This window comes from Candidatus Saccharibacteria bacterium oral taxon 488 (assembly GCA_010202845.1).
Classification (GTDB): domain Bacteria; phylum Patescibacteriota; class Saccharimonadia; order Saccharimonadales; family Saccharimonadaceae; genus Nanosynbacter.
In genome coordinates this window covers 85,408-109,319 of record CP047921.1, presented here as the reverse complement: position 1 = coordinate 109,319, position 23,912 = coordinate 85,408, and the positions used below count along the sequence as shown (strand labels likewise).

The window sequence follows — 23,912 nt, the reverse complement described above, 5'->3', positions numbered from 1 at the left end:
GTTAATGGTAACAAGAAATCATGAAAAAAGCAGCCCCCTAATAGTAGGAGGCTGTCAATCATATCACTGCTGACTTAGTTTTGATTGTCTTTACAAAACGCACCGCTTCCTTCTAGCTGCACCTTGACGGCGAACGAGCGCGGCGAACCACTTTTGGCGACAATATTTTCGCCATCACATTGAGCGCTCGTGGCATAGACCATCTTCTCGGTCGTTGCCGAACCCTGCTGAGCGACACCAGTTACAACGCTGTAATTGTTGCCGGTCTGTGGGTCCTTAAATTCACCGTTGCCACGCTTCATATACGAATCGAGGAAGCTATTGATCGATCCCGTATCGGTTTTCGGGATGCTTCCCTTGTTATTTGTTGCATAACTATTCACCTGCGAGACGAACCGAGTCACGTCACTGCGTCGTTGTGTGTCGCGCTGGCTGCGCTGCAAGGCCGGCCATGCCAAGAATACCATCAAAAATATCAGTCCGGCGATCGCCAGCACCAACACGACTTCAATAATTGTAAACCCTCGATTTGCTTTTTGCTGAGCCATGAAGTTGCCCACCTTTCTGTGACTTAACTTTCTTTCGTTATTGTACCGTACTGCTTATGGATTGTCTAGAGGCTAATATCTCCGACCAGATTATAAATTGGAAAGATTATCGCACCCACCATCACGCCGGCCACGACCGCCAAGACCACCATCAGCACTGGTTCAATCGTTGTCGTGATCGCCTTGATCTCCTCATCTAGCTCATCTTCGTAAATCTGCGCGCACTTGCCCATCATCTCATCAATCTTACCCGACTGTTCACCGATCTTGATCATCTGCGGCACCATCGGCAAGATATAATCCTCATTTTTTAAGGACACCGACAGCGCCTTGCCGCCCTTCACCTTCTCGCTAGCATGCTCAATGCCTTGACGGATAACTGAATTATTGACCGCCCGAGCAGTGATGCGCAACATGTCCAGCATCGCCACCCCGCTATTAAGAAGTGTTTGACCGGTGCGGGTAAAGCGAGCCATGTACAGCTTGCGGAACATGGCGTCAAACACTGGTATGTTCAGCTTGAACGTATCTTTAGCACGAATACCAGCCTTGGTTTTGAGATACTGCTGAAAGAAATATAAACCGATGCCAAGTAAAATCACCAACGCCCACCAAAACTGCGCCAAAAAACCAGCGACGCTGACCATGGCCTTCGTTGTGAACGGTAGCTCTTTGTGTAAGCTGCCATACAGTCCTTCGACCTGCGGCACTACCATCACGAGCATGAACACCACCACCGCGATAATTACCAACAGCACAATTGCTGGATAGACCATAGCACCGCGTACTTTACCAATCATTGCTGCGTCTTTTTCCTGCTGTGATGCGATGCGCTTGAGCGCTTCATCTAGGGTTCCTGACGCCTCACCGGCCGCCACCAACGCCACGTATACATTGTCAAATACTTCTGGATGCTTCTCGAACGCACTTGACAGTTGCCGACCGCCCTCAATATCGGAAATTATCTCCTGAATGATACTCTGCATCCGCTTGTTTTGCGTCTGCTCCAGTACGGTATGCATGCTCTGCGCCAGCGGCAACCCCGCACCAATCAACGTCGCTAGCTGCCGCGTAAAGACGATCTTGTCCTTGGACGATATTTTATTTGACAATCGCTGAAAGAAGCCCTCACGCTCATCTTGAAGCTCAATTTTCAGCGGCACGAAGCCCTGAGCGCTCAGCAATTTCGCCGCGGCAACCTCGCTCTCAGCCTGCACAACCGACTTGGTAATCTTTTGCGTGGCTGAATCCCTGGCCTCATAATGATATTTTTTCATGCACTATCCTCGAATAAGCCGCTCAAACTCCGCTAGATCAACCGCAAACTCACGGGCACTATCATACGTAATCGTACCGTTCTGTACCAGATTCACTAGCGTTCGATCCATCGTCTGCATACCCTGATCAGCACCCGTCTGAATGACAGCATCCAGCTGATGGCTCTTGCCCTCGCGAATAATATTACGCACCGCTGGATTAGCAATCATGATCTCGGCCGCCACCACCCGACCGCCACCGATAGACGGCACCAGCCGCTGCGAACAAATTGCCATCAGAATATTGCTGAGCTGCGCACGAATTTGCGGCTGTTGATGCGGCGGAAAGACGTCAATCATACGGTCAATCGACTGTGCCGCCGAGTTGGTGTGTAGCGTCGCAAACACCAAGTGCCCGGTCTCGGCAATGGTAATCGCCGCCGAGATTGTCTCGAGGTCGCGCATCTCGCCGATCAGCACCACGTCTGGGTCTTGGCGCAGGCTAGAACGCAGCGCCGCTGAGAACGAATAGGTGTCATAATGAACCTCGCGCTGCACTACCACCGATTTTTTTGACTTGTGCGTGAACTCAATCGGGTCTTCGATAGTAATGATGTGCTGCGACTTTTCGGCGTTGATCTTATCAACCAGCGCCGCCAAAGTTGTCGACTTGCCAGAGCCAGTCGGCCCAGTCACCAGCACCAAACCGCGTGGAAAATCAGCAAATGTATTGACAATCGGCGGCATGCCCAGCTCCTGCGCAGTCTTGATCTCGTTTGGAATTAAGCGCAGCGCCGCCGCCAAATTACCCCTCTCATGAAAGGCATTCACCCGGAATCGCCCCAGTGTACCGAATGCAAACGAAAAATCAAATTCCTTATCTTTGAGCAAAATTTGCCGCTGATCCTCATCAAGAATCTGAAATACCAGCCGCTCCACGGTCGCCTCATCAAGCGGCTGTGTGCCCGTTGCTGCGACCAATGTTCCGTCAATGCGCAGCATCGGTGGCAGGCCCACTTGAATGTGGAGGTCTGAGGCTCGCTTCTTGACCACCTCTTCGAGTAAAATTTCGATGCGTAATTCTTGATTATTCATAATCGTCCCCCTTTTCTTTTATGCTGTATCGGCTGCTACCCGATTTACTTCCTCTAATGTTGTCACGCCACTGAGCGCCTTGAGATAACCGTCTTGACGCATCGTTATCATGCCCTGCTGAATGGCAAGCCGCTGAATCTCGGCGCTCGTCGCCCGCTTGACAATCAGGTTTTGAACTTCCTCAGTGACGTCCATCACCTCGTACAAACCACATCGTCCTGAGTAACCTTGCGGCGTCTGCGGCATATCGCGGCCCCTGACTAAAGTATAAGCGGCTTGACCAGATAATGGCAAGGCCTTGTAGCCCAAATCCTGCGAAACGGTCGATATGTCAGCCTGAGTTTTTGGCAGGAGGTGGCCAACCGTTGACTGAATAGTCTCCGTTTCAAGTGGTGACGATTGATATGAATCATACTTTGGCGCCACCCGCCTGACCAGCCGTTGACCAATAATGGTGTTCACGGTACTAGCAATCAAGAACGGTTCAATCCCCATATCCAACAGCCGCGGCAGCACACCCGCCGCCGAATTGGTATGCAGCGTCGAGAAGACTAAGTGTCCGGTCAATGCCGCTTGCACCGCCAAGTTCGCTGTCTCGGTATCGCGGATTTCACCGACCATCACCACGTCGGGATCCTGCCGGAGAATTGACCGTAAGCCCGATGCAAACGTCAGTCCAACATCAGCATGCACCTGGATCTGATTAACGCCGTCAATCTTGTACTCCACCGGATCCTCCAGTGTCACAATATTGATCGAGTCGTCCTTGATTTCCTTGATCAGCGCATACAAGCTAGTTGACTTACCCGAACCAGTCGGCCCAGACGTCAAAATCATTCCGCTTGGCCGCTTGATGCCTTTTTGGATGGCTCTCAGTGCGCGCCCAGCATACCCCATATCAGTCAGATCAAACGAGTTACCTGTCTTATCAAGCAGACGAATCACCACCTGCTCTCCCCATACCACCGGTGAAATCGCAATACGCAGATCGACATCCTTGCCAGCCACATTGACTGCAAACTGGCCATCCTGCGGAATCCGATGCTCATCAATTTTGAGATTTGACAGAATTTTAATGCGGCTGACCAGCGCTGGCTCAATACTTTTTGGTAGCTGCATAATTTCCCGCAACACGCCATCAACACGACAGCGAATTTTCAACGCCTTTTCTAATGGCTCAATGTGTACGTCCGAGGCATGGCTCTTTACTGCATACTCTAGGATCGTACTAAGCGCCCGCGAAATCGGTGAATCTTGAACGATTGTCACAATGTTCTGCGACGACTCATCCAGTGCTTCGCGCTGCGAGTCCTCCGCTGCTTCATTGACCGATGATAAGTCTGTTCTGTACTGACCAAGGACGTGACGGATACTTTCTTCGGAGGCCATAAATACCTTGAGCGGTCGCTGGATACGATTTGCTAGGTAGTCAACCGCCTGGACATTATTAGCATCAATCATCGCCACCGCCAAGCGCCCCTGCACCTCGGCCAGTGGTACCGCCATAAATCGCTCGGCAACATCCTCCGGCAGCAGGTTCAAGATGTGCTGCTCAATCACGCTGCTTGCGAGATTAACATACGGCACACCAGACAATTGCGCCACCGCATGCACCAATAATTCATTCTCCAAAAGGTGCTCCTCGGTCAACAGCGACAGTAGCGGCTTACCCGACTCGCTGGCGCGTTTTTGCGCCTCCTTAACAACCGACCGCTCGATCAAGCCCTCGCTCGTCAGCAAGCCAATCAATTTTCCCTGCATATCATCCGTCAGTAGCGCCATATCACCTCCGCGCTAACTACCAGTCGCTTTGCCAACAATTGCTTCCACCGTTGGGTTAATAGCATCACGATTAAATACTGCCTTATCTGGCTGCTCAATATCTGGGCTAATTTTTGATATCGTCTGCACTTCCACACCCGATGATGGTACGCGCAAGAATGGAATGCTGCTGGCAACGAAATATGCCACCACAACGCCAAGGCTGGCTATCAACACGATCATCGCTATATCGCTCTTCTTCATGGCTTGATCACCTTCTTTCCTAATCCAACTTTTTGCGCCGGCTCAAAATAGGCCTTGCCAGAGATATCCATCGTCATCTTGCCGTCCTCGCTGGCCTGCATCTCAATCTCGGTAATATTGATAACCCGAATTGATTTTTCAAAGCGCGTTAACAGCTCCTTGAGGCTTGACGACGTACCGCTCACTGTCATGGTGAAACTCACCGCCGAGCGACCATCACCAGCGTCCTCTTGCTCCGCACCCGACTCATTCGCCGTATAGTGGACCGAGATGCTTTCTAGTGACAGACCGGCGATGCCATTGACGAACTTCTTCTGAATAGACGCACCGAGCGCATCGGCATTCGCACTAGCCGGCAGCGCATCAAGAATCGTTTGCAATGGACTACTACTATCCGTTAACTTCACTGAGTTAAGTGCTTCATTCGCCTCTAGTGAACGCACATTATCTTTGAGCGACTCGGCCGCCTTTTTATTATTCTCCAGCGTATTGATGGTGTCTTGCTTCGCGAGCACCACTGCGCCATGAAACAAAATCTGCCGCACGAGGAAGAACGACACCACAATTGCCACGCCACTCACAAACGCCGCGCCCGCCACGAACAGAAACATGGTTTTCTTTGATGAATCAATCTGCTGGCGTTTACGAATAGCGACATCTTTATTCTCAGGCATTAGTTTTTCTCCTTATTTGAAGCATCTTTTGGCTTCTTGGCAAATAGGCTCTCTGGCACCCCCAGCCGCGAATCAGTCACATCAACTTTACCGTTTGGCGTCGCAATCACCACTGAGCCGCTCGTTTTCGAGAACAATTCTGCCGGATAGGTAAACGTGAACGAGAAGCGCAACACCTTCTTACCGTTGGCATCTTCACCAAAGCTGGCCTCACCCGCCTGCAGATTCTCAGCCAGCGGTTGTTTAACCTCTTGCCCATTTTGTGTTGTCTGCACAGTCGTATTAGTAATCGTCTTTTTAAATATCTCCAGTGCAATATAGCCGTTTTCGGCTGAGCCCTCAATAGTAATTGTCCGCGACTCTGGCTTGAGCTTTAGTGTTGCGATTTTAATACTATTTGGCGCCACCGGATTGACCGCCGTCATCACGTCAAATAGTCGCGAATCAGCCTGACGCTCACTTGATAATTTGTTGATTGTTGCCAGCTGATGCTGAATGGTCACTAGCTTATCAAGGTCTTCAATCGACGTCAGTTCACGTGTCTTGCTCTTAATCGTCCCATCATGGAGCGCCTCCAGGGCTATCTGGCCGCCAAAGATCAAGCCAAGCGCAACCGCCACTCCGACCGCAATCATGCCAACGGTTATTGACATCGCCGTCACGGCGTTGCGCATCATTTTCGCTCGAAGTAACTCGCGTTTGACGTCAGGAATCAAATTAATCTCAATCACGACCCATTCCTCCGCTGCGCTAAACCAACGACCGTCGCAAACTCCGAGGCAATTGGTGCTAATTTTTGCTGATCAGCCTGCCCAAGACTGACATGCTGCCACGGATCAGCCGTAGTCGCTGGTATACCAGTCTTGCTGGCAATATAATTATCCATCATCGGTATTGCCGCGCCAAAGCCCGACAGCAGAATTCCTGACACGGAAATACTCGGGTAGCGCGTCTGGAAGAACTTGATTGATTTGGTCAGCTCAGCTGCAAAATTATCCAGCACGCCGTCAATCGCCCTGAGAACTTGCCCCTCGAGCCGGTCAGGTGCCAAGCCAAACTTGATAATAAACTGGCGAGCCTGATCATCCTGCACGTTGAGATTTTGCACTGCCGCCCGCACCAACGCTTGCAGTCCGCTCGGCACCGTGCGCACTAGCCGCGGCATATCGCCATAAATGACTGCCAAGTCAGTCGAATGTTCGCCCATATCCAGTACTAACTTTGCGGTCGCTCCATCAGTCGGCGCTAATGCCCGAAGCATCGCGATCGGATCCGGTTCCTCAGCGACCACATTAAAGCCAAGCCCTTCAATGAACTCGAGTCGTTCCTCGACATAGCTAATCGCCGCACTCGTCAATAACACTTCGTACTGACCCTGCTCACGCAAACTGTCGCCGAGCAGCGCCCAATCAACCTTGGCGTCCTCAATCGCCATAGGAATGTACTGATCAACCTGGTATTTCATGGTCGCCTTTAGCTCTTGGTCTGACACTTTTGGTACATCAATAATTGCCGTAAAGGTCTTGCTCGACGGTAACCCAATCGCTACATTTTGCGTCTTGATACCGCTCTGTCCAACAGCGGTCATGATCACTTCACCAAGCTTACGCTGCGCCTCTGGCGAATCACTACCTGTAATCTTCGGGTCGACAGGCGCATAACCATAGTGCAGCAGATTCCACCCGTTACTCGTTCGCGCCAGCTGAACCACGCGCACCGCATTCGTCCCGATGTCTAATCCGAAAAAGTCGCCCAGCCCTTTTGCTATTTTCATACTATTCTATTATACATAAGCATAGTAAAATGTAAAACCCTTAAAAACGTGGCGGTAATTCCTTTAGATGCATCGTTTTGATAGCCCCCGATTCTTTCGACCGCTCATTTCCCCACAAATATGCATCGGCACGCAAATTCAATATTTCCGCCGGCTCGCCCGGATTATTGCCAGAGGTATCACCACCCTTCGTAAATGTACGGCGCAAAAAGAGGTGCTTCGCGATAATTGGACCATTAATGCGCAGCTGTTTTTCACACGTTTTCGCGTCCAGACCCGACAACCACTGACGACTATCGCGAACTATGGTATCGCAGGTGTTAACTGCCCCGCTCCTAGCGATAAGCCAAGCATCAACCTGTGTAGCATTTGGCTCAATAATAATGTGCTGAGCACTGATAATCAACTGCGGCAGATCCCGAGCCGCCGAATAGTTACCGCCCTCCTGTTTTACGTCACCCTTGATAGTCACCACGCCGCCCGATTTGATAACAATTTGCCGGCCACGCTTAATTTCTCCACCGGTAATCGTCAGGTTGCCAGCCTGATACACACCACTAGCCACGTCGCTCATAGACACCGCCCCAGACAAAGTTCCCTTGTTCGTAAAATAGGCATCAGGTGTGCGTACAGTCGGCATCTTGTCGCGAAAATTACCAAACGGGGTGTTAGTGTTTTGAAATGTCAGATCATTATATTGCCGTGCCTCAATCGCCCCCGTTCGCCCTGTCGGCGCAGACGACAAGCCTGCCCCCGAGGAAGAAATAATTTGTCCAGGCGCACTAACGGCATATTCCGCCCACGATCCGTACAGCCGCGGCTCCCCCGGTACTGGCTGCCACCCCTTTGGCGCATACACACCGAGCAGCCACCGAGCAGCCGCATTAGCATTGGCGAGGCTAGTTGGAGCAATCGCATCTTGCACCTCTAGAGCAATCACATTATCACCAGCCCGTAAATAATCCGCGATGATTCTCTTCATTTCGACACCAGACGACGCTTTCGGATTGGTAAAGACTGGCTTACCATTAATGTATACCGCAGCATAATCATCAACCGCCAAACGTAAGTACAGTCCTGATCGTCCGTCGTTCAACAAATCCAGCTGACGAATCTCTTCGAGCTGCTGGCTCGTCAGCCGGAATTTCTGCCGAAATAGCGTTACGCCAGACGACTTCACGTAATTCTCACCATTGGTATCAGTTTGCGGCGCATTGTGACGCCGGGTCAGTGTCTCTTTCAACTTTGTCTCGTCCTTACAACGCGCACCCCAGAGCGGCTTCGACTGGCCGCCTTGATCATACATTGACTGCCGAAACGCTCCATCAGTTGCCCACGCAGATGTTCCTGATTCCTTAGCAACCCCGCCGCATTCGGCAAACTCAGCCGCCCCAGCCGCGCCCGATCGTTGGGCAGGTACACCAAATGGTACTTTCGTCGTGGCATTAGCATCCGTCGCCCAGCCACCATACGCTCGTGGATTAACATATGCTCCGCCCGCTAGACCACCGCTATTGGCCGCTACCACGTCGTCAAACCAACTCGGTGCTGGCGTTGCCGAAGATGTGCTATTTTCACCGTCCGGTGCCGTCCATGTTGACACCGATCCGCTACACTTATCCTGACCAACTGTCCGATTACCAGACATCGGTGATGGCATCATCGTAAACCCACCATAATTAAATGTCCCGCCAACACCATCGACCACTGTTGTGGCATTTATGTTCACACGACAGTCAGACCCACCATCCCCAGCCGTTGGCCAATTGCTAATCCGTTCTGGCGTCCCGCCGATCTGCTCTCTCTCGCCAACCGGATATTTCTCCCATGGCATGTGATATGACGTGGCTGGGCCATAACTACTGCCGCCCGGTGGCGTTGTCGTGCTGGCTGCTAGCACCGCCCTCTCGACGTGAGTTACGTCAGGTGCTACTTGTGCCGTTACGCTGATATAATGACGCCAGATATACACTCCAAGGCTTCCGAATACCACTAGCCCAACGGCACCGACTCCGATCCACCACCTTTGGGTTTTTAACTGCAGCGCCATCTATCGCCTCACCCTCGTCAGTGATGTCCTGACTTCCGCATTATTATTACCCGCACTGCCGTCTATCCCGACACCAACTCGCACATCCGCCCCCCAAAACTGAACTTTTGGCCGTCCGGCAACCTTTGCACAATCTACCGCATAGCGAAACGTACTGGTATTCACATGTTGGTTGTATGTACTTACAATAGTCATATAGCACAACTGGTCACCAGTCGTCATCGTCACTCCACTCAAGTTATCCTTGCCAAGCGGAATTTCCAGCCCACCTCGCTGGATAATTGTTCCCGCACCATTACGTGCCAAATTATTTGATGTACAATCTGCCACCTGCAAACCCGGTCGACTATTTTTAATCGTGTTCTTGGCGATATAACAATCCCAATCGCTCACTAAATTACCCGGCGAACGTCTATCATACGGCACAACAACTCCCTCACCGCCCGGCACGGTATAATTTCCACCACCCCTTAACACAAACCGCACTACAGCATAATTTGCCCGATTTGACCGTGTCGATCCTGTATGATTAATTCGCGCGGTCACGCCACTCACCTCAATCGTTCCTTCATTAATATAATCTGGTGCCTGCACCTCCGGTCGCAATTCATAATCATACGGCACCGATGCACAGGCATTTGATGAAACCCCCCAGCCATCAGTATTCCACGCACCCGGCAGCCATAAAATCTTTTGACATACTGTTTTACCGACATCATCCTGCGTCACGATCCCCTCAGCCCCAAAGACATTATTATATGGCTTAACATCGCTTGGCTCATAAAATGTATTCCACGGGCTAGCACTACGCGTATACGGCGACGCCCACGCATGATGCGTTGTCGTACCATTAATATCCTGATTAATTCCTATGCGCTTTAGGGTATAGGGAGGAATCGTGTACGAAGAATTATTCCGCAGGTAATGAAAAAATCGTACGCGCTGTCCTGGTGCAGCAGTCGCGTTTTGCACTAAACTGCCACCATTGATTGACACTCGCGATTGCCCTTCAACAGTCCATTGGTTTGGCGCCTGCTCACGCTTAATCCACACCTCGACATCTTGTGTCGCACAAGCACCGCTACCGCCTGGACTACTATAGAAACAGCGCCGCACCTGCAAAATGATACGGCCGGAACTTCCTGGCGCAACTACACCAGATATGTCAATTCCATTTACTCGAATGCTGCTACCGCCATCAACCCAGTGGTACGCGCCTGATGGATGCGTCCCCCGATCAAGCGTACCGCCAGACAGTAATGTCCGACCATTCTGACTAACCGTTACATTTGTCGCCCACACCCGTGCTCGTGACTGACCGTTGCCGTTCACCGACCCCCTCAAGTCAAGTGATAATGACGTCGCATTCCAGCTAACGGTGTTAATAACATCATTCGTATACGACGTCCCAGGCGACGACATCCACATCGCACCGCACCGCGTTCCACCGCCCTTACAGATATATTGCACCGCAAACCGTTCACCATCATTGCGTGCATTAATACACATCAAACGTCGTCGACCGCTCAAACCGCTACAGTCTACCGCCTCTGCTCTATCCGCACCAATAATCGCCAACGTCGATGCGACAACCACAAGTGCCAGCATATAGCCAATAACGAGCCGTAGTCCGACCCTAACCCTGACCCGGTGTACCATCCTTATTCCCCGCACCCGCATCAGCCTTACCGATCTCGACCAGTGCTTTTACCGTATCCTGATTAATACCCAGTCGATAAAACGGCTCGACCGCCTGACGCATCTTCATCGAGTTGATCAACCCTTGATGAATCTGATCAATCCGCTGGCGATCATTCCGTAGCGATGCATCGTGAAGCATAATATAGTGACACACCGTATCGTCACCCGGGCCGCCACGTTCTGAGATCTTCTTCACTAACCCCTCAAGCGCTATCGGACCATACCCATTTGGCGCAGCGATAATTGACCGATATTCTTTTATCATATCCTCGTCACATATCATCTTGGCGGTTGGCGCGATATCTTGACTCGGCTCTTTTAGTCCAACATGCAATCGCCCCATCACCATCATGATAATGGCGACTATCGCACCGACACTCAACACGATACCCACTATCATAAATATTCGCGAGACAATAACCTTATTCATACTGCTTATTCTAATACATATTATATACTGAGGCAAGTTTGTGTAATTTGTTATAATACACGATATGAGTCTATCAATCGGAATCGTCGGCCTGCCAAATGTCGGTAAGTCGACCATATTTAATGCACTTACTAACAATAATATTCTAGCGGCTAATTACCCCTTTGCCACCATTGAACCGAATACTGGCATCGTACCGGTTCCCGATGAGCGGCTCGACGTACTCGCAAAACTGTATGATACGCAAAAAATTATCCCCGCGACCGTAACGTTCGTCGACATCGCTGGATTGGTAGCTGGCGCCTCAAAAGGAGAAGGGCTCGGCAATAAATTCTTGCACAATATTCGTGAATGCGACGCCATTATCCACATCGTTCGCGCCTTTGAAAACTCAGATATATTACGACACGACAATACTCCGATTAACCCTCAGGCCGACATTGACATCATCAATACCGAACTTATCCTTGCCGACATCCAAACCATAGAACATCGTCTACCTCGTCTCCAGAAAGAAGCCAAAGCCAAGCCGGAGGCACGACAGGTGGCTACATACCTTGAAACGCTCCTGACGTCACTTAATTCAGGTATGCCGATAGCATCCATAGAAAATATCAAATATGAGATAATTAATGATCTTCATTTACTCACTGCCAAGCCAATTATTTATACATTTAATGTCGACGAGGCGGGACTCGGCGACCATGCCCTGCAGGAAAAGCTTGCCAAACTCGTCGCGCCAGCCCGAGTATTATTTATTTGTGCCAAGCTTGAAGAAGAGCTCAGAGAATTATCAAATAATGACGCCTTGGAGCTACTTGATAGCTACGGGGCTTCCGAAACCGGATTGTCGCAGCTTATCCATGCCGCGTACGACACACTTGGTCTACAAAGCTATCTCACGGCAGGTCAGAAGGAAGTCAGGGCATGGACAATACATAAAGGCTGGACGGCGCCACAGGCTGCTGGCGTCATCCACTCAGACTTTGAGCGCGGATTCATCGCCGCGCAAGTCATTAGCTACCACGACCTTGTTGCCGCAGGTTCAGAAGCTAAGGCCCGTGAAGCGGGTAAAATACGTACTGAAGGTAAAAATTACATCATGCAGCCTAACGATGTTGTCGAATTTCGGTTCAATGTCTAACATTATTGTATATTATACTACGTTGATTTAAGTACAACGATGCCCTTTTTACTACAGTTATTACCTCTGTTATTTTTTAGTTGTAACTTATAAAAGCGCTCAACGTTACCCTTACTACCAGCGACGGTGCTATCCTTTTTATCAAGAACTACAAAATACTGTTTTGCCCATTGCTCAAAATCGGTCAGGATCTTTCGTCGTATAGCAGCATTTTTTACAACACCCTTTTGTACCAAATGACGCCCTGCCTCGAACTGCGGTTTTACCATCGCTACAAGCACCGTCGCACTGCCCATCAGCCGTTTTGCAACGTGTGGTAGAATGTCGCGCAGACTAATAAATGACACGTCTCCCACGATAATGTCTGGTGGACAATCAAGCTCAAAGTCACGAACGTCTGTCTTTTCGTGTAATATTATGCGCCGATCGTCACGCAGTCGATGGTGCAACTGATTCGTGCCCACATCAACAGCATACACACGTCGGGCGCCATGACGCAGCGCAAAATCAGTAAATCCACCAGTACTCGACCCTATGTCCAGCACTGTTCTCCCCTGAAAGTCCAACCGAAAACTATCCGCCACGCCCGCTAGCTTGAGGCCTGCACGCGAAACGTACCGCTCACGAGTCAGCAATGTAATGTCTGCTGTCTCATTAACGAAACATCCGGGACGCGTCGCCACCCTACCATTGACCATGACTTGCCCTAAGCCTATCCAGTTCTCTGCTTCTGAACGCGATTCAACCAACCCGCGTTCTAGTATCATTTTATCTAATCGCTGCTTCATGTCACTTCTCATTGTAGCCTGAATACATATTTTTCTCAACAACTAACGACCTACTGCGATAGCGAAACTGCTGTTATAAATACATCAATAGTTATTCTCTTTTTTACCTATGGGCCGATCTTCGCTATCGTTAATTCTACGTTAACTAAAATACAACGTTGTATACTACGCATCAGTGTAATTTATACATCAATAGTTATATTTACCCCTGTAGTGGCTAAGAAGACTCTCACCATTATCGCAAATAGGCCCATATTTTTCATGAAAACAACTGTCGTATGTATCACCAAAAACACCCTACCAGCTATACATACATTACGTTGTATTTTTAGCATCAATACCTAAAATCTCGTTCTATTCTTTATCGTTATTTGATGTATTCATAACAACAAAAAGCGTCGCCCGAACACCCTGGGCGACGCTTCCGGCAAGAAGGCCCTTTTGTTATTTTTTGCGCTCTCGATATTCACCCGTCGCTGTGTCAACACTGACAATATCGCCCTGTTTAATGAATGCTGGTACCTTAATAACAAGGCCCGTCTCAAGCGTTGCACCCTTAAGTACGCTTGAAGTTGTATCGCCCTTCACGACATCTTCGGTATACGTAACTTCGAGATAAAGATTTTTTGGTAATTCAACATTAATCACTCGCCCGTCAAACACCTGGAGATTCAGCTCACAACCTTCTTTCAAATAATTTTTTGCCTCATCTACCACATCGTTAGACAGTTCAAATTGTTCAAAACTTTCTGGATCCATGAAGCAGAACATATCTCCGTCATGATATAAATATTGAACAGTCTTGCTAGTCACCTCAGCTGGCTCAATTTTGTCTTGACCCTTAAAGGTTTTCGGGATGACACTTCCGTCCAGCAAGTTTTTCAATTTAACGTTCACAATAGAGCCTCCACGCCCCATAACCTTCTGTCCATATTCAATAACGCGATATGGCTTACCGTCAATCTGACAAACCGTACCCTTTTTAAGATCTGTCGGCTGATACATATTGTTTTTCCTTTCCTATAACTATTAAGCTACCGTACCTAATTCTAACATTCTTTCGGACGGCAGAGTATTTCTTGTCGGCTGAACATATTTTTTACTCAAACATCCCACAGTGGGCTTGGCATTATAATACTATCCTGCATCAAAAATAAAAACGCACTGTACAGCAGCCCACAAGCAACAGTGGCCTGTGCCTTACCCCTGCACAGACCACTCGACTTTCTCTCCTATCTATAAATACGTTTGGGATTAGAGAGTTCTCTCAACGTATACTTATTGCCCTTGCGACACAAACGGCAGCAGTGCTAAGTGCCGAGCACGCTTGATCGCCACTGCCAAGCTACGCTGCTGCTTGACACTGAGACCCGTCTTCGCTATCGGCTCAATTTGACCATACGCATTAACATAGCGCATTAATGTTTTGACATCCTTATAGTCAAAAACCGTTGGGGTATCTTTCTTTAATCGTTTTGCCATTTTGTTCTCCTTTAGAACGGTATCTCGCTAAGATCGATCGGTTTATCATCAATATCCGCTACGGTCTCAGCCTGCTTGGTATTAGTATTACGTGATGCGGTTGTATTCGCGCTATCACCGCTCGGGGCGTCAAGGAATGTTACGTCGGTCGCCGTCACTTCAATACGCGAGCGGCGCTTGCCGGTTTCTTTATCATCCCAGCTGTCCTGTCGCAACCGACCCTGCACCAACACGCGGCGGCCTTTTGACAGGTACTGCATCACCAGTTCGCCCAATTTTTCCCACGCGGTAACGTCGAAAAAATCAGCTTGATCATCCTGTCCGGCACGATCAACCGCGATACTAAAGCTAACAACTGTCCGACCTGATGGCGTTGTCCGCTGCTCTGGATCGCGCGTTAACCGTCCCAGTAAAATAACTTGGTTGATACTTCGTGCCATGATGACCCTCCTTTTTTATTATGTATCGCGTCGAATATTAGGCTTCTTTATCAGCCGCCTCGGTAGCAACCTTAGCTTCGCGCTCTTTCTGCTCAGCAAGCGCCTGGCGTGTCTTCTCGTCGGTCTTAACCAACAAATAACGAAGTACCTCGTCGGTGATATTCAGAACATTTGATATCTTGAGCGGTGCACTGCTTGGCAACTTCACCTCAAAGTAAACATACACCGCAAAGTCTTCACGGCGAATCGCATAGGCTAGTTTTTTCTTGCCCCAGTTGTCTTCTTTGGTGATTTCACCACCATTGTCTTTGATCAACGCTCGAACCTTGTCCAGCGCCGCGTCCAAATTTGCTTCCAAATCTGGATGAATAAGAACGGTCAGTTCGTATTCGTTCATGTTTCCTCCTTTGGAATCCATTACGGATGGTTATGTTATCGCACATAACCTTAGGTTATTATTCTCTCGTATTATACGGTAATCTGATGCAAAAGTCCAGTGATACACCCCGCCAGACCATGCTACAATAGAGTTCATGCGTATCGCCATTCAAGGACAAGCTGGATCATTTCATGAACAAGCAGCAAAACAATGGTACGGACCCGAGGCTACCATTGTTCCGTGCGTGACCTTTGGCGATGTCTTTCAAACCTATGCTCGTGGCCAGGCTGACGCCATTGTCGTGGCGGTAGAAAATACTATTTACGGCACCATCAACGAAACCTACCGTCACATCGAATCTTGTAGTGCTCCTATCGTCGGTGAAGTGACGCTTACCATTCAACAAACCCTTATCACCAATCCAGGCACAACACTTGAAGACATTACCGCTGTCTATTCACATCCTGTCGCTCTGTCGCAGTGCTGCCAATTTCTCCAAAAACACCTGCCACAAGCCGCACAAATTGAACATTTTGATACCGCTGGCGCTGTCGAATTCATCAAGCAACAGGGTTCACCACACCTGGCAGCCATCGCCGGTGAAACCGCTGCCCAACTGTATAATATGCCAATTCTCAAGCGACACATCCAAGACGGTCAAGATAATATCACTCGCTTCCTTATCCTTGACCCAAACGCCACAGTGACTGATGCCGATCGAGCAACCCTTGTTGTCACCACCACCCATCAACCAGGTAGCCTGCTCGAGATACTCCGCACATTCGCCGATCAGTCCATTAACCTCACCAGCCTCCAGTCCCAGCCCATCGTCGGCCAGCCGTGGAACTATAAATTCTTTATGACCGTTGACGCTGCCGGCCCGTCATTACATCGCGCCATTAATAAAATTACCTCAACTGGCCACAAAATAACACTACTTGGTGAATATCTGGCGGCACGTTAGTTTACTGAGAGGGCAAGATATCGGATATATCACCATCGGTCGCGAGCCGATCAAATAGGCTTTTTGCCGCATCATATACCTTAGCACTCTCCACGGCCCGACCATTAATCTCTCCCTTAGCCGGTACCGCCGCTATGCTTTCATAATCTGGTCTCGATGGCGAGACAGACTTTGGTGAAACGATTGTAATTTCCTTAGTCTCCGACCAACCATCAGCAGTCTGTCTGTGCGACCATTCCACTTTCGTCGGTAACACGCCTTCTAGAGCCGGTAGTAGTGCTTCTGGAGATTCGATATGCTGATGTGCCACAGGTTCTGGAGACAAAAAATCCAACCGCCACGTTATCCGATCCGTCTGTCTACTCTTTGCGCCGACCTCAATTATATCAGTGGTAACTTCTACTGCGATCTCACTTCCACCAAACCTTTTGTCGCCTTGAGCAACATCAACCGATACCACGTGTCCCTTATCATCTGTAATTGTTATTGACTGCTGTTTAGGCCTATTGTGATCATCATAATAATCTTGGCGAACGAGTCGAGCAGCATTACTATCAACCGACTTCCCTGCAGCAGTAAGCACTCGTCCAGCAACATCGCGCGCAGACTGGACTATATTGGGATCCTTTAAAAAGACCTCTGCCTCTCGACGGCCTTCGGTGTCTGGTAGCGTAAGTGTAATTTCTTCCACTCTCGAACTATCATTGGACTCTTTGGATATTCCACCATCGGTATTTTCTACTGATGGTGCGGGCGGAACATCGTGTGACCGGCCAAGACTATACCCAAGTATACCCGATACGGCTAACGTGACTGCAGCAACCCCCAGCACAAGAAGCTTCCTTAACTTGTCGCCTTTACTATCAGGAGATAATTCTCCATTATTTCTACAACTTATGTGCGCCATGTAGCCATCCTTCCACATACAAATCAACTTCTCACTTAGCGTATTATAACCTATAAAATAATTATGTCAAGCTAGCTATTGCCCTAGCTCATCGACACTTGAGACCAAAACATCACGAGCTTTTGAGCCGTTCGCTGGGCCGACAATGCCACGCTCTTCCATCTCTTCAATCAGTCGCGCTGCCTTGCCGTAGCCAATCCGTAGCCGCCGTTGCAGATAGCTGGTAGAGGCCTTGCCGCCCTCAATCACTACTCGCACCGCGTCCATAAATGCTTCGTCTTCACCGCCACCGCCAAAATCAACCGCCAGGCCGCCCTTGCCATTTAATTGTACCGGCTGCGCCACCACCTCATCATTGTACTGCGGTGCTGACTGCATCCGCAAATGGTCAGTAATTTTATTGACCTCATCATCGGTCACCCACGCACCTTGAATGCGCTTTGGCTTGCTCATACTCGGCGTATACAGCAGCATATCACCCTGACCAAGCAGCTTCTCAGCCCCAATTTGATCAAGAATGGTCCGCGAGTCAACCTGCGACGCCACGGTAAAGCCGATACGCGCCGGCACGTTCGCCTTGATCAAACCAGTAATCACGTCAACGCTCGGCCGCTGCGTTGCCAAGACCAGGTGGATACCCACCGCCCGCGCTTTCTGCGCCAAGCGAACGATCAGCGCCTCAACGTCGCGTGCCGCCACCATCATCAAATCGGCTAGCTCGTCAATTACGATAACGATGTACGGCATCGCTCCGTCTTCGTGCTGTTGAATGTTGCCATCGGCGTCCGCTACCGGGATTTTTTTAGCTCGCGTAGCTAGCCGTTGATTATACCCTTTAATATCGCGAATCTTCTCGGCCGCCAGTAATTTATAGCGCCGCTCCATCTCATTGACCGCCCATTTCAAGGCCGAAATAGTCTTTTCTGGCTCAGTAATCACCGGGGTCAGCAAATGTGGGATGTCTTCGTACGGTGCCATTTCCACCTGCTTCGGGTCAACCAAAATCAACTTCATATCGCTTGGACTGTTGCGATATAGCAAACTCGTCAGCAAGGTGTTAATCATTACCGACTTACCAGAACCAGTCTGTCCAGCGATCAACATATGTGGCATTTTATTCAGTTCACCGACCACTGCTTCACCAGAAATATCTTTACCGATAGCGAAGCTCAATGGTTCACGAGCATTCTTCCATTGTTTAGAATCCAGAACGCCATACAGCCGCACATCAGCCGCTCGGCGATTTGGCACCTCAATACCAACGGCTTTTTGCCCAGGAATTGGCGCTTCAATCCGCAAGCTCTGCGCCGCCAAATTCAAAGCAATATTCGTCTCCAGCGCCGTGATGCGTGTCAACTTCACACCACTCGGCGGTCGCAAGGTATACTGCGTCACTTTCGGCCCAATATTTGCGTCTTCCATCTCCACATCAATATTGAACTCTGCCAGGGTATCATGAATAATCTGCGCATTCTGCCGAATATCACCAGCGTCAGCTGGACTTTGCTTTTTCTCTAGCAGATCAAGGCTCGGCGCCTGCCAGTTCGGGTCGTGTGCCGCCACTAGTGCTGCTTGCTCCTCAGCTGCCTTATCCCGCGCCACGCTACCGCGCAGACTGCTCAGCGGTGACGTCCTTCTATCTTTTGGTGTGACGGGATCAACGGTCGGGACGCCGGCATTGAGCTTGATATTACTCGATGACTTGGCGCTGGCCACATCTTCACGAGCCGCCTTCTTCATCACCGCCGCATTGTTGTCATCCTCAGAGTGGTCGCGCTTGAGCGCCTCGGCTACTTTCTTAATCACCGTAAACGGCGACGTCTGGGTAATAAATAACGCCGTGATGATGATGAGCACCACATATATCAAAGCAGCGATGCCCGGGTCGACCATGGCACTCATCGCTTGATTAGCCGTATCGCCGATGAAACCACCAGCCTCCGGGCGGGCCGGTGTTTTTACTAGACCAAACAGCCCTGACAGCCACACTACTTCGAGGATAGCTGCTAATTTCATCGCCAGCGGTAACCGATTATTCTCCGCGCGGAAAATCTCCACAGCAATATATATCAGCAAGATCGGTAGCCCATACATCGCATACCCAAGCATGCTCAGAGTCGCTTTGTGTAGCCACCCCAGCACCGGACCACCAACGCCAAACCACGCCACCACCAGAAGAAGCGACAACACAACGAGCAGTACCGCGCCAACTTGCGCCCAAAAGCCGCTCGGCACATCATGCTTTGGAGCTGTGGAAACTGATTTCTTGCGGGTAGATTTTCGTTTTTTTGGCATAACTATTTTTATTATATCACTTTACCGACATTCACATTGTAGCATATTTTACAACAAATAGCAAGCGTGGCTAGTACGCGCGCACTCGGCCGACCTCTCGAGCCTTGGTGTCATTCGCCTCGGTGTCTGGCACCTGGCGGCGCGGGAAACGGCGGCGCGGCATAGTCGGCAAAGTCATTTTCGGCTCCGCCGCTGAAGCAACGGTAGGTTTTTTGCTGCGCACCGGCGTCTTTATAGTAGAGGTACTCGAAGTAGTAGTCGATTTTACCGTTTTTAGACCGCCAACCTCGTTAATGACTGGGATGACAATTGGTGTCCGACGCGTCTGATCGTACAAAATATGCGTGACCTCGTCCTTAATTTCTTTCTTGATAACATCCAGGTCATATTTACCGCTGAAACTGCGTGCTGCCTTCTGTTTCAAGTACTGGCGAATCATATTCATCAATTCCTCAGAATCACGCAGATAAATAAAGCCGCGAGAAATAATATCTGGACTGGTCAATAATCGTCCTGTACCGCGCTGCACCGTCAGGACTACTACAAACATTCCCTCTTGAGACATATGAATCCGGTCTTTCAATACCACCTCAGAAACGATAGCGCCCGTATCATCATACATCACACCGCCAGCCTGAATTCGACCGGCTTTCTTAGCTTGCCGTTCAACGTCAATTTCAATAATATCGCCGGCGTCGCACACAAAGATATTCTTCCGCGGAATACCGCACTCTTTTTCTGCCAACCGAGCATTATAAACCAACATGTGAAATTCGCCGTGAATTGGCATGTAGTATGTTGGGTTCAACGCGTTAATCAACTTGACGTGATCATCGTAATAACCATGCCCCGATAAGTGCAGCGGCCCAATCCCCGTCAAGTGCGTCTTGCCGTTCTGAATCACATCAGAACCCTCGCGCATTAAGCCGTCCACTGTTCGCACCACGTTTTTCTCATTGCCCGGAATCGGATTGGAGCTAAACACCACCACGTCAGAGCCTTTGATCTTCATGTATTTATGCGCGCCAGTCGCCATACGGCTCAGCACGGCATTAAACTCACCCTGCGAACCGGTACAAACCACGGTGATCTGGCTATCCGGCAGCTTGATGATATCTTCCATCTTCATGACGGTATTTTTCGGGATCTTAATGGTTCCTGAGCGCAGCGCCACTTCCAGGTTCTGAATCATTGAAAAGCCGGCAAATGCCACCTTGCGGCCGTGCTTATGCGCTTCCTCTAAAATTAATTGCAAACGGTGCACCTGCGACGAGAAACAGCTTAAAATCACCCGGCTGTTACTGAATTTATCCATCACCTGGCCGATAGAATATTGAATATCAAACTCGGTATGGGTATGCGTACCGGCCGACTCACAGTTGGTCGATTCATTCATGAACATCAAGACGCCTTCTTTGGACGCCACTTCAGTCATCCGCTTGAGGTCAAATTTCTGACCGTCAACCGGGCTTTCCTCAAATCGCCAGTCGCCAGAGTCAATAATCACACCCAGCGGGGTTCGAATAATCACCGCCGTTGAATCTGGAATTGAGTGATTCACCCGCACCAATTCTACCGAAAAGTGCTTCGACACTTGAACAATTTCATGGCTCAATGGGTCCATCACTCGAAAGTCTGGCTGGAAATCAGTATCCGCGTCAGCCATCGACTTATCTAGCATACCGATAGTAAACTTTGACCCATACACCGGCGCTGGAATTCGGTGAATAAAGTGCCGGAAGGAGCCGATGTGATCAAGGTGTCCATGGGTGAACACGTGCGCCTTAATCTTGTGCTTATTTTCTTCCAGCCAGGTGATATCTGGCGTGATGTAGTTGATTCCTGGATAGTCGCTGCCCGGAAACAGGAAGCCCATATCCACAATAATAATTTCATCATCGTACTCAATGGCGTTCATGTTTTTACCAATGCCCATTTCGCCGACACCGCCGATTGGGATGATCCTCAACTTTGGCTTACCACCGCGAGTGCGTTTTGGCTGCATTTTGGCGCTAAATTGCTCGCCGCCATAGCCGTTGTAAACTGATTTATTGACCGGAATATCGATCACGTGCTGCGACGCCCTGAGATTAACGTTCTCACTCGTGCGCCGCTGCGCCCGAAACACTTCGCCCTTACGAGTGGTGGTACTATTCATCACCGCTGTGTTACTTTTTTTTGTAGCTGGTCGTTTTGACTGATCATCGCCCTTCGGCGTCGCAAGTCGTCTCTGGCCCATGCGTATTGTTCTCCTTTTATAAAAATAAATACCTTGCAAAATTAGAATGACAGGTGATAGACACGGGGGCAACGTACGACAAATCTATCCCCTAACAATTGTGTTCATTATAGCACGGGGCGCCAGCTCTTGTCAAAAATAGCTCAGGCGCTCGCCTGGGCGGCCAATTGCGCCGCCCGCACAAAATCGTCAATTAACGTCTGCCGCAATGCCCCGTTATACAGCGCTGCTGCCGGATGATACAGCGGAATTACCAAGAACTTCAAACCGTTGAATTGTGCCCAGCGCGGATTACCATGATCACGCGAAATCGCCAAGTCAGGAATGAATGCCGTGCCGCTATGCCGACCCAATGTGATGACTACCTTTGGCTGAATAATTTGCAGTTGGCGCATCAAATACGGCCAAAAAGCGCGCTTCTCCTCCGGCAGCGGGTCACGATTGTTTGGCGGCCGATATTTAACGATATTGGTGATATAGACATCTTGACGACGTAACTGGGCTGCGGCTAACATCTCGTCAAGAAATGTACCAGCTGCCCCAACGAATGGTTTACCCTGAAGGTCTTCATTTTTTCCCGGCGCTTCACCGATAAATACAATGTCCGCGTCAGCTCGACCGTCGCCCATCACCAGCTGCGTTGCCTGTAGCGCCAAGTCATGACAAACATCACCAGCGATAATCTCTGCCGCCAAAACCTCCAGTTGCGCTACCTCATCCATATTTCTATTATACAAAACACCTCGTCACTATGCGAGGTGTTTTGCTTGATGCTGAGGCGAAAATTACTTTTCAGCTTTTTCTTTCACCAGATTGACGAAGTCTTTCTCGTGCTTCTGCAAATTTGATTCTTGGATTTTCTTGGCAAAATTGGATAGCGGGTTTGACCTGCCTGACGACAGGCGCGGTGCCTGAACACTGTAATCTTTATTGGCGCGTGCTACAAAGAAATCACCTAACGCCTTGTAATACTCTTTCATCTGCTTACCAAAGTCCTGCACTTCTTTTTGCTCTGATTTGATAATGTTATCAAGTAACTGATAGCAGCCGCTCATTTTTTCATCGTAGAGCTTCCTAACTTCATCTGCTGGCTTACCGATATAGCTAAAATAGCTTGGTGAACACTTCTTGGAGAAGTCTTTCATATCTCCTATCAGACTGGCAATGGCAAGCATATTTGGGCGCACCTTTTCATAGGCAGTCTTGTACTCGCCAAAGGATTTTTTGGTCTCCTCGTCGCGCATAATCTTCGATGAATCAAGCTTCTTCATCATCAAATCAGCACGTCCCACCGCCTCTTCAATCAGCTTCTTTGCGTTATCAGCATTCGACGACTTGAGTGCCGAGTTGAGGCTGTTGCCGTCAAACTCCTTCAGTGTCTTAGCAGCTTCTTGGTAGTCGGCTTTTGATGGCCCACCAAGGAATATAACAGCCAGCACAATGCCAACCACGATAACTATCAAACCTATTGAACCGCCAATGATACCCCATAGCGCACCCTTGCTCAACCCTTTCTTGGGCTGTATCGGTACACCTTGCTGCAGTGGCTGCTGTGGCTGCGGCACCGGTGGTACTGGCTGCGAGGGCGCCGGAGCAGTCTGCTCGGTCGCCACGGGCGATGTTGCTGTCGGTTGTGGTACGTTCTTATTATTCTTGTCGTCCATAATCCCCCTCAATTACTCTTACACTCTCATTGTATCGTATTTTGCTAAAAAGCAAAA

At 49.6% G+C, this 23,912-nt stretch carries 23 protein-coding genes; 2 read left to right on the top strand and 21 right to left on the bottom strand.

All coding sequences use genetic code 11. The annotated features are described in order from the left end of the window. Window positions 1-74: 74 nt before the first annotated feature. The 11 genes from GWK78_00540 to GWK78_00490 form a co-directional block, all read right to left on the bottom strand. On the bottom strand, window positions 75-548 hold the full coding sequence (locus GWK78_00540) for a prepilin-type N-terminal cleavage/methylation domain-containing protein (GenBank protein QHU93536.1): 474 nt from the start codon (window positions 546-548) through the stop codon (window positions 75-77). A gap of 65 nt (window positions 549-613) precedes the next feature. Continuing rightward, entirely contained in the window at window positions 614-1,825 is a 1,212-nt protein-coding gene (locus GWK78_00535) for a type II secretion system F family protein (protein ID QHU93535.1), read from the bottom strand. Between the two features lie 3 nt (window positions 1,826-1,828). After that, window positions 1,829-2,899, bottom strand: a complete 1,071-nt coding sequence (locus GWK78_00530) for a PilT/PilU family type 4a pilus ATPase (GenBank protein ID QHU93534.1) — start codon at window positions 2,897-2,899, stop codon at window positions 1,829-1,831. Between the two features lie 18 nt (window positions 2,900-2,917). Further along, window positions 2,918-4,681, bottom strand: a complete 1,764-nt coding sequence (locus tag GWK78_00525; GenBank protein ID QHU93533.1) for a type II/IV secretion system protein — start codon at window positions 4,679-4,681, stop codon at window positions 2,918-2,920. A gap of 12 nt (window positions 4,682-4,693) precedes the next feature. Continuing rightward, window positions 4,694-4,924, bottom strand: a complete 231-nt coding sequence (locus GWK78_00520; protein QHU93532.1) for a hypothetical protein — start codon at window positions 4,922-4,924, stop codon at window positions 4,694-4,696. Then, window positions 4,921-5,598: a hypothetical protein gene (locus GWK78_00515; GenBank protein QHU93531.1), complete on the bottom strand. Its 678-nt coding sequence runs from the start codon at window positions 5,596-5,598 to the stop codon at window positions 4,921-4,923. Before GWK78_00515 ends, GWK78_00520 begins: the two co-directional genes overlap by 4 nt. Continuing rightward, window positions 5,598-6,329, bottom strand: coding sequence for a hypothetical protein (locus GWK78_00510; protein ID QHU93530.1), 732 nt, complete (start codon window positions 6,327-6,329; stop codon window positions 5,598-5,600). The genes GWK78_00515 and GWK78_00510 overlap by 1 nt, the downstream gene beginning before the upstream one ends. Beyond that, on the bottom strand, window positions 6,326-7,372 hold the full coding sequence (gene pilM, locus GWK78_00505; protein ID QHU93529.1) for a type IV pilus assembly protein PilM: 1,047 nt from the start codon (window positions 7,370-7,372) through the stop codon (window positions 6,326-6,328). The genes GWK78_00510 and pilM overlap by 4 nt, the downstream gene beginning before the upstream one ends. A gap of 40 nt (window positions 7,373-7,412) precedes the next feature. After that, window positions 7,413-9,422 carry a hypothetical protein gene (locus tag GWK78_00500; protein QHU93528.1) on the bottom strand — a complete coding sequence of 670 codons (2,010 nt, stop codon included), beginning with the start codon at window positions 9,420-9,422 and terminating at the stop codon, window positions 7,413-7,415. Further along, window positions 9,423-11,081, bottom strand: coding sequence for a hypothetical protein (locus GWK78_00495; protein ID QHU93527.1), 1,659 nt, complete (start codon window positions 11,079-11,081; stop codon window positions 9,423-9,425). It lies immediately after the preceding gene. Continuing rightward, window positions 11,059-11,553 (bottom strand): hypothetical protein, encoded by a 495-nt coding sequence (locus GWK78_00490; protein QHU93526.1) that lies wholly within the window; start codon window positions 11,551-11,553, stop codon window positions 11,059-11,061. Before GWK78_00490 ends, GWK78_00495 begins: the two co-directional genes overlap by 23 nt. Window positions 11,554-11,617: 64 nt before the next feature. Here GWK78_00490 and ychF point away from each other — a divergent pair, with 64 nt between their 5' ends. Further along, window positions 11,618-12,697 (top strand): redox-regulated ATPase YchF, encoded by a 1,080-nt coding sequence (gene ychF / locus GWK78_00485; protein QHU93525.1) that lies wholly within the window; start codon window positions 11,618-11,620, stop codon window positions 12,695-12,697. A gap of 17 nt (window positions 12,698-12,714) precedes the next feature. On the opposite strand, the gene GWK78_00480 is transcribed toward ychF, so the two are convergent. The 5 genes from GWK78_00480 to rpsF all read right to left on the bottom strand — a co-directional run bounded on the left by GWK78_00480 (window position 12,715) and on the right by rpsF (window position 15,804). Continuing rightward, on the bottom strand, window positions 12,715-13,485 hold the full coding sequence (locus tag GWK78_00480) for a TlyA family rRNA (cytidine-2'-O)-methyltransferase (GenBank protein QHU93524.1): 771 nt from the start codon (window positions 13,483-13,485) through the stop codon (window positions 12,715-12,717). Window positions 13,486-13,929: 444 nt separating this feature from the next. Beyond that, window positions 13,930-14,490 (bottom strand): elongation factor P, encoded by a 561-nt coding sequence (gene efp / locus GWK78_00475; GenBank protein ID QHU93523.1) that lies wholly within the window; start codon window positions 14,488-14,490, stop codon window positions 13,930-13,932. A gap of 273 nt (window positions 14,491-14,763) precedes the next feature. After that, window positions 14,764-14,967 (bottom strand): 30S ribosomal protein S18, encoded by a 204-nt coding sequence (gene rpsR, locus GWK78_00470; protein ID QHU93522.1) that lies wholly within the window; start codon window positions 14,965-14,967, stop codon window positions 14,764-14,766. Window positions 14,968-14,978: 11 nt separating this feature from the next. Then, window positions 14,979-15,407: a single-stranded DNA-binding protein gene (gene ssb / locus GWK78_00465; GenBank protein QHU93521.1), complete on the bottom strand. Its 429-nt coding sequence runs from the start codon at window positions 15,405-15,407 to the stop codon at window positions 14,979-14,981. Window positions 15,408-15,444: 37 nt separating this feature from the next. Continuing rightward, window positions 15,445-15,804: a 30S ribosomal protein S6 gene (gene rpsF / locus GWK78_00460; GenBank protein QHU93520.1), complete on the bottom strand. Its 360-nt coding sequence runs from the start codon at window positions 15,802-15,804 to the stop codon at window positions 15,445-15,447. A gap of 136 nt (window positions 15,805-15,940) precedes the next feature. Here rpsF and GWK78_00455 point away from each other — a divergent pair, with 136 nt between their 5' ends. Continuing rightward, window positions 15,941-16,750: a hypothetical protein gene (locus GWK78_00455; protein QHU93519.1), complete on the top strand. Its 810-nt coding sequence runs from the start codon at window positions 15,941-15,943 to the stop codon at window positions 16,748-16,750. A 1-nt stretch (window position 16,751) separates the two neighbouring features. On the opposite strand, the gene GWK78_00450 is transcribed toward GWK78_00455, so the two are convergent. From GWK78_00450 to GWK78_00430, 5 genes are all read right to left on the bottom strand, one after another. Beyond that, entirely contained in the window at window positions 16,752-17,657 is a 906-nt protein-coding gene (locus tag GWK78_00450; GenBank protein QHU93518.1) for a hypothetical protein, read from the bottom strand. A 75-nt stretch (window positions 17,658-17,732) separates the two neighbouring features. Beyond that, window positions 17,733-19,952: a cell division protein FtsK gene (locus GWK78_00445; protein QHU93517.1), complete on the bottom strand. Its 2,220-nt coding sequence runs from the start codon at window positions 19,950-19,952 to the stop codon at window positions 17,733-17,735. A 70-nt stretch (window positions 19,953-20,022) separates the two neighbouring features. Next, window positions 20,023-22,191 carry an RNase J family beta-CASP ribonuclease gene (locus GWK78_00440; GenBank protein QHU93516.1) on the bottom strand — a complete coding sequence of 723 codons (2,169 nt, stop codon included), beginning with the start codon at window positions 22,189-22,191 and terminating at the stop codon, window positions 20,023-20,025. Window positions 22,192-22,334: 143 nt separating this feature from the next. Then, the gene (locus GWK78_00435) at window positions 22,335-22,913 is read right to left on the bottom strand and encodes a uracil-DNA glycosylase (protein ID QHU93515.1); all 579 of its coding nucleotides are present in this window, start codon (window positions 22,911-22,913) and stop codon (window positions 22,335-22,337) included. 63 nt (window positions 22,914-22,976) lie between these two features. Further along, on the bottom strand, window positions 22,977-23,855 hold the full coding sequence (locus tag GWK78_00430) for a hypothetical protein (protein QHU93514.1): 879 nt from the start codon (window positions 23,853-23,855) through the stop codon (window positions 22,977-22,979). Window positions 23,856-23,912: the final 57 nt, after the last annotated feature.

Coding starts and splice junctions, on each gene's coding strand:
- GWK78_00540 (QHU93536.1), bottom strand. CDS start 548: ATGGCTCAGCAAAAAGCAAATCGAGGGTTTACAATTATTGAAGTCGTG.
- GWK78_00535 (QHU93535.1), bottom strand. CDS start 1,825: ATGAAAAAATATCATTATGAGGCCAGGGATTCAGCCACGCAAAAGATT.
- GWK78_00530 (QHU93534.1), bottom strand. CDS start 2,899: ATGAATAATCAAGAATTACGCATCGAAATTTTACTCGAAGAGGTGGTC.
- GWK78_00525 (QHU93533.1), bottom strand. CDS start 4,681: ATGGCGCTACTGACGGATGATATGCAGGGAAAATTGATTGGCTTGCTG.
- GWK78_00520 (QHU93532.1), bottom strand. CDS start 4,924: ATGAAGAAGAGCGATATAGCGATGATCGTGTTGATAGCCAGCCTTGGC.
- GWK78_00515 (QHU93531.1), bottom strand. CDS start 5,598: ATGCCTGAGAATAAAGATGTCGCTATTCGTAAACGCCAGCAGATTGAT.
- pilM (QHU93529.1), bottom strand. CDS start 7,372: ATGAAAATAGCAAAAGGGCTGGGCGACTTTTTCGGATTAGACATCGGG.
- GWK78_00500 (QHU93528.1), bottom strand. CDS start 9,422: ATGGCGCTGCAGTTAAAAACCCAAAGGTGGTGGATCGGAGTCGGTGCC.
- GWK78_00495 (QHU93527.1), bottom strand. CDS start 11,081: ATGGTACACCGGGTCAGGGTTAGGGTCGGACTACGGCTCGTTATTGGC.
- GWK78_00490 (QHU93526.1), bottom strand. CDS start 11,553: ATGAATAAGGTTATTGTCTCGCGAATATTTATGATAGTGGGTATCGTG.
- ychF (QHU93525.1), top strand. CDS start 11,618: ATGAGTCTATCAATCGGAATCGTCGGCCTGCCAAATGTCGGTAAGTCG.
- GWK78_00480 (QHU93524.1), bottom strand. CDS start 13,485: ATGAAGCAGCGATTAGATAAAATGATACTAGAACGCGGGTTGGTTGAA.
- efp (QHU93523.1), bottom strand. CDS start 14,490: ATGTATCAGCCGACAGATCTTAAAAAGGGTACGGTTTGTCAGATTGAC.
- rpsR (QHU93522.1), bottom strand. CDS start 14,967: ATGGCAAAACGATTAAAGAAAGATACCCCAACGGTTTTTGACTATAAG.
- ssb (QHU93521.1), bottom strand. CDS start 15,407: ATGGCACGAAGTATCAACCAAGTTATTTTACTGGGACGGTTAACGCGC.
- rpsF (QHU93520.1), bottom strand. CDS start 15,804: ATGAACGAATACGAACTGACCGTTCTTATTCATCCAGATTTGGAAGCA.
- GWK78_00455 (QHU93519.1), top strand. CDS start 15,941: ATGCGTATCGCCATTCAAGGACAAGCTGGATCATTTCATGAACAAGCA.
- GWK78_00450 (QHU93518.1), bottom strand. CDS start 17,657: ATGGCGCACATAAGTTGTAGAAATAATGGAGAATTATCTCCTGATAGT.
- GWK78_00445 (QHU93517.1), bottom strand. CDS start 19,952: ATGCCAAAAAAACGAAAATCTACCCGCAAGAAATCAGTTTCCACAGCT.
- GWK78_00440 (QHU93516.1), bottom strand. CDS start 22,191: ATGGGCCAGAGACGACTTGCGACGCCGAAGGGCGATGATCAGTCAAAA.
- GWK78_00435 (QHU93515.1), bottom strand. CDS start 22,913: ATGGATGAGGTAGCGCAACTGGAGGTTTTGGCGGCAGAGATTATCGCT.
- GWK78_00430 (QHU93514.1), bottom strand. CDS start 23,855: ATGGACGACAAGAATAATAAGAACGTACCACAACCGACAGCAACATCG.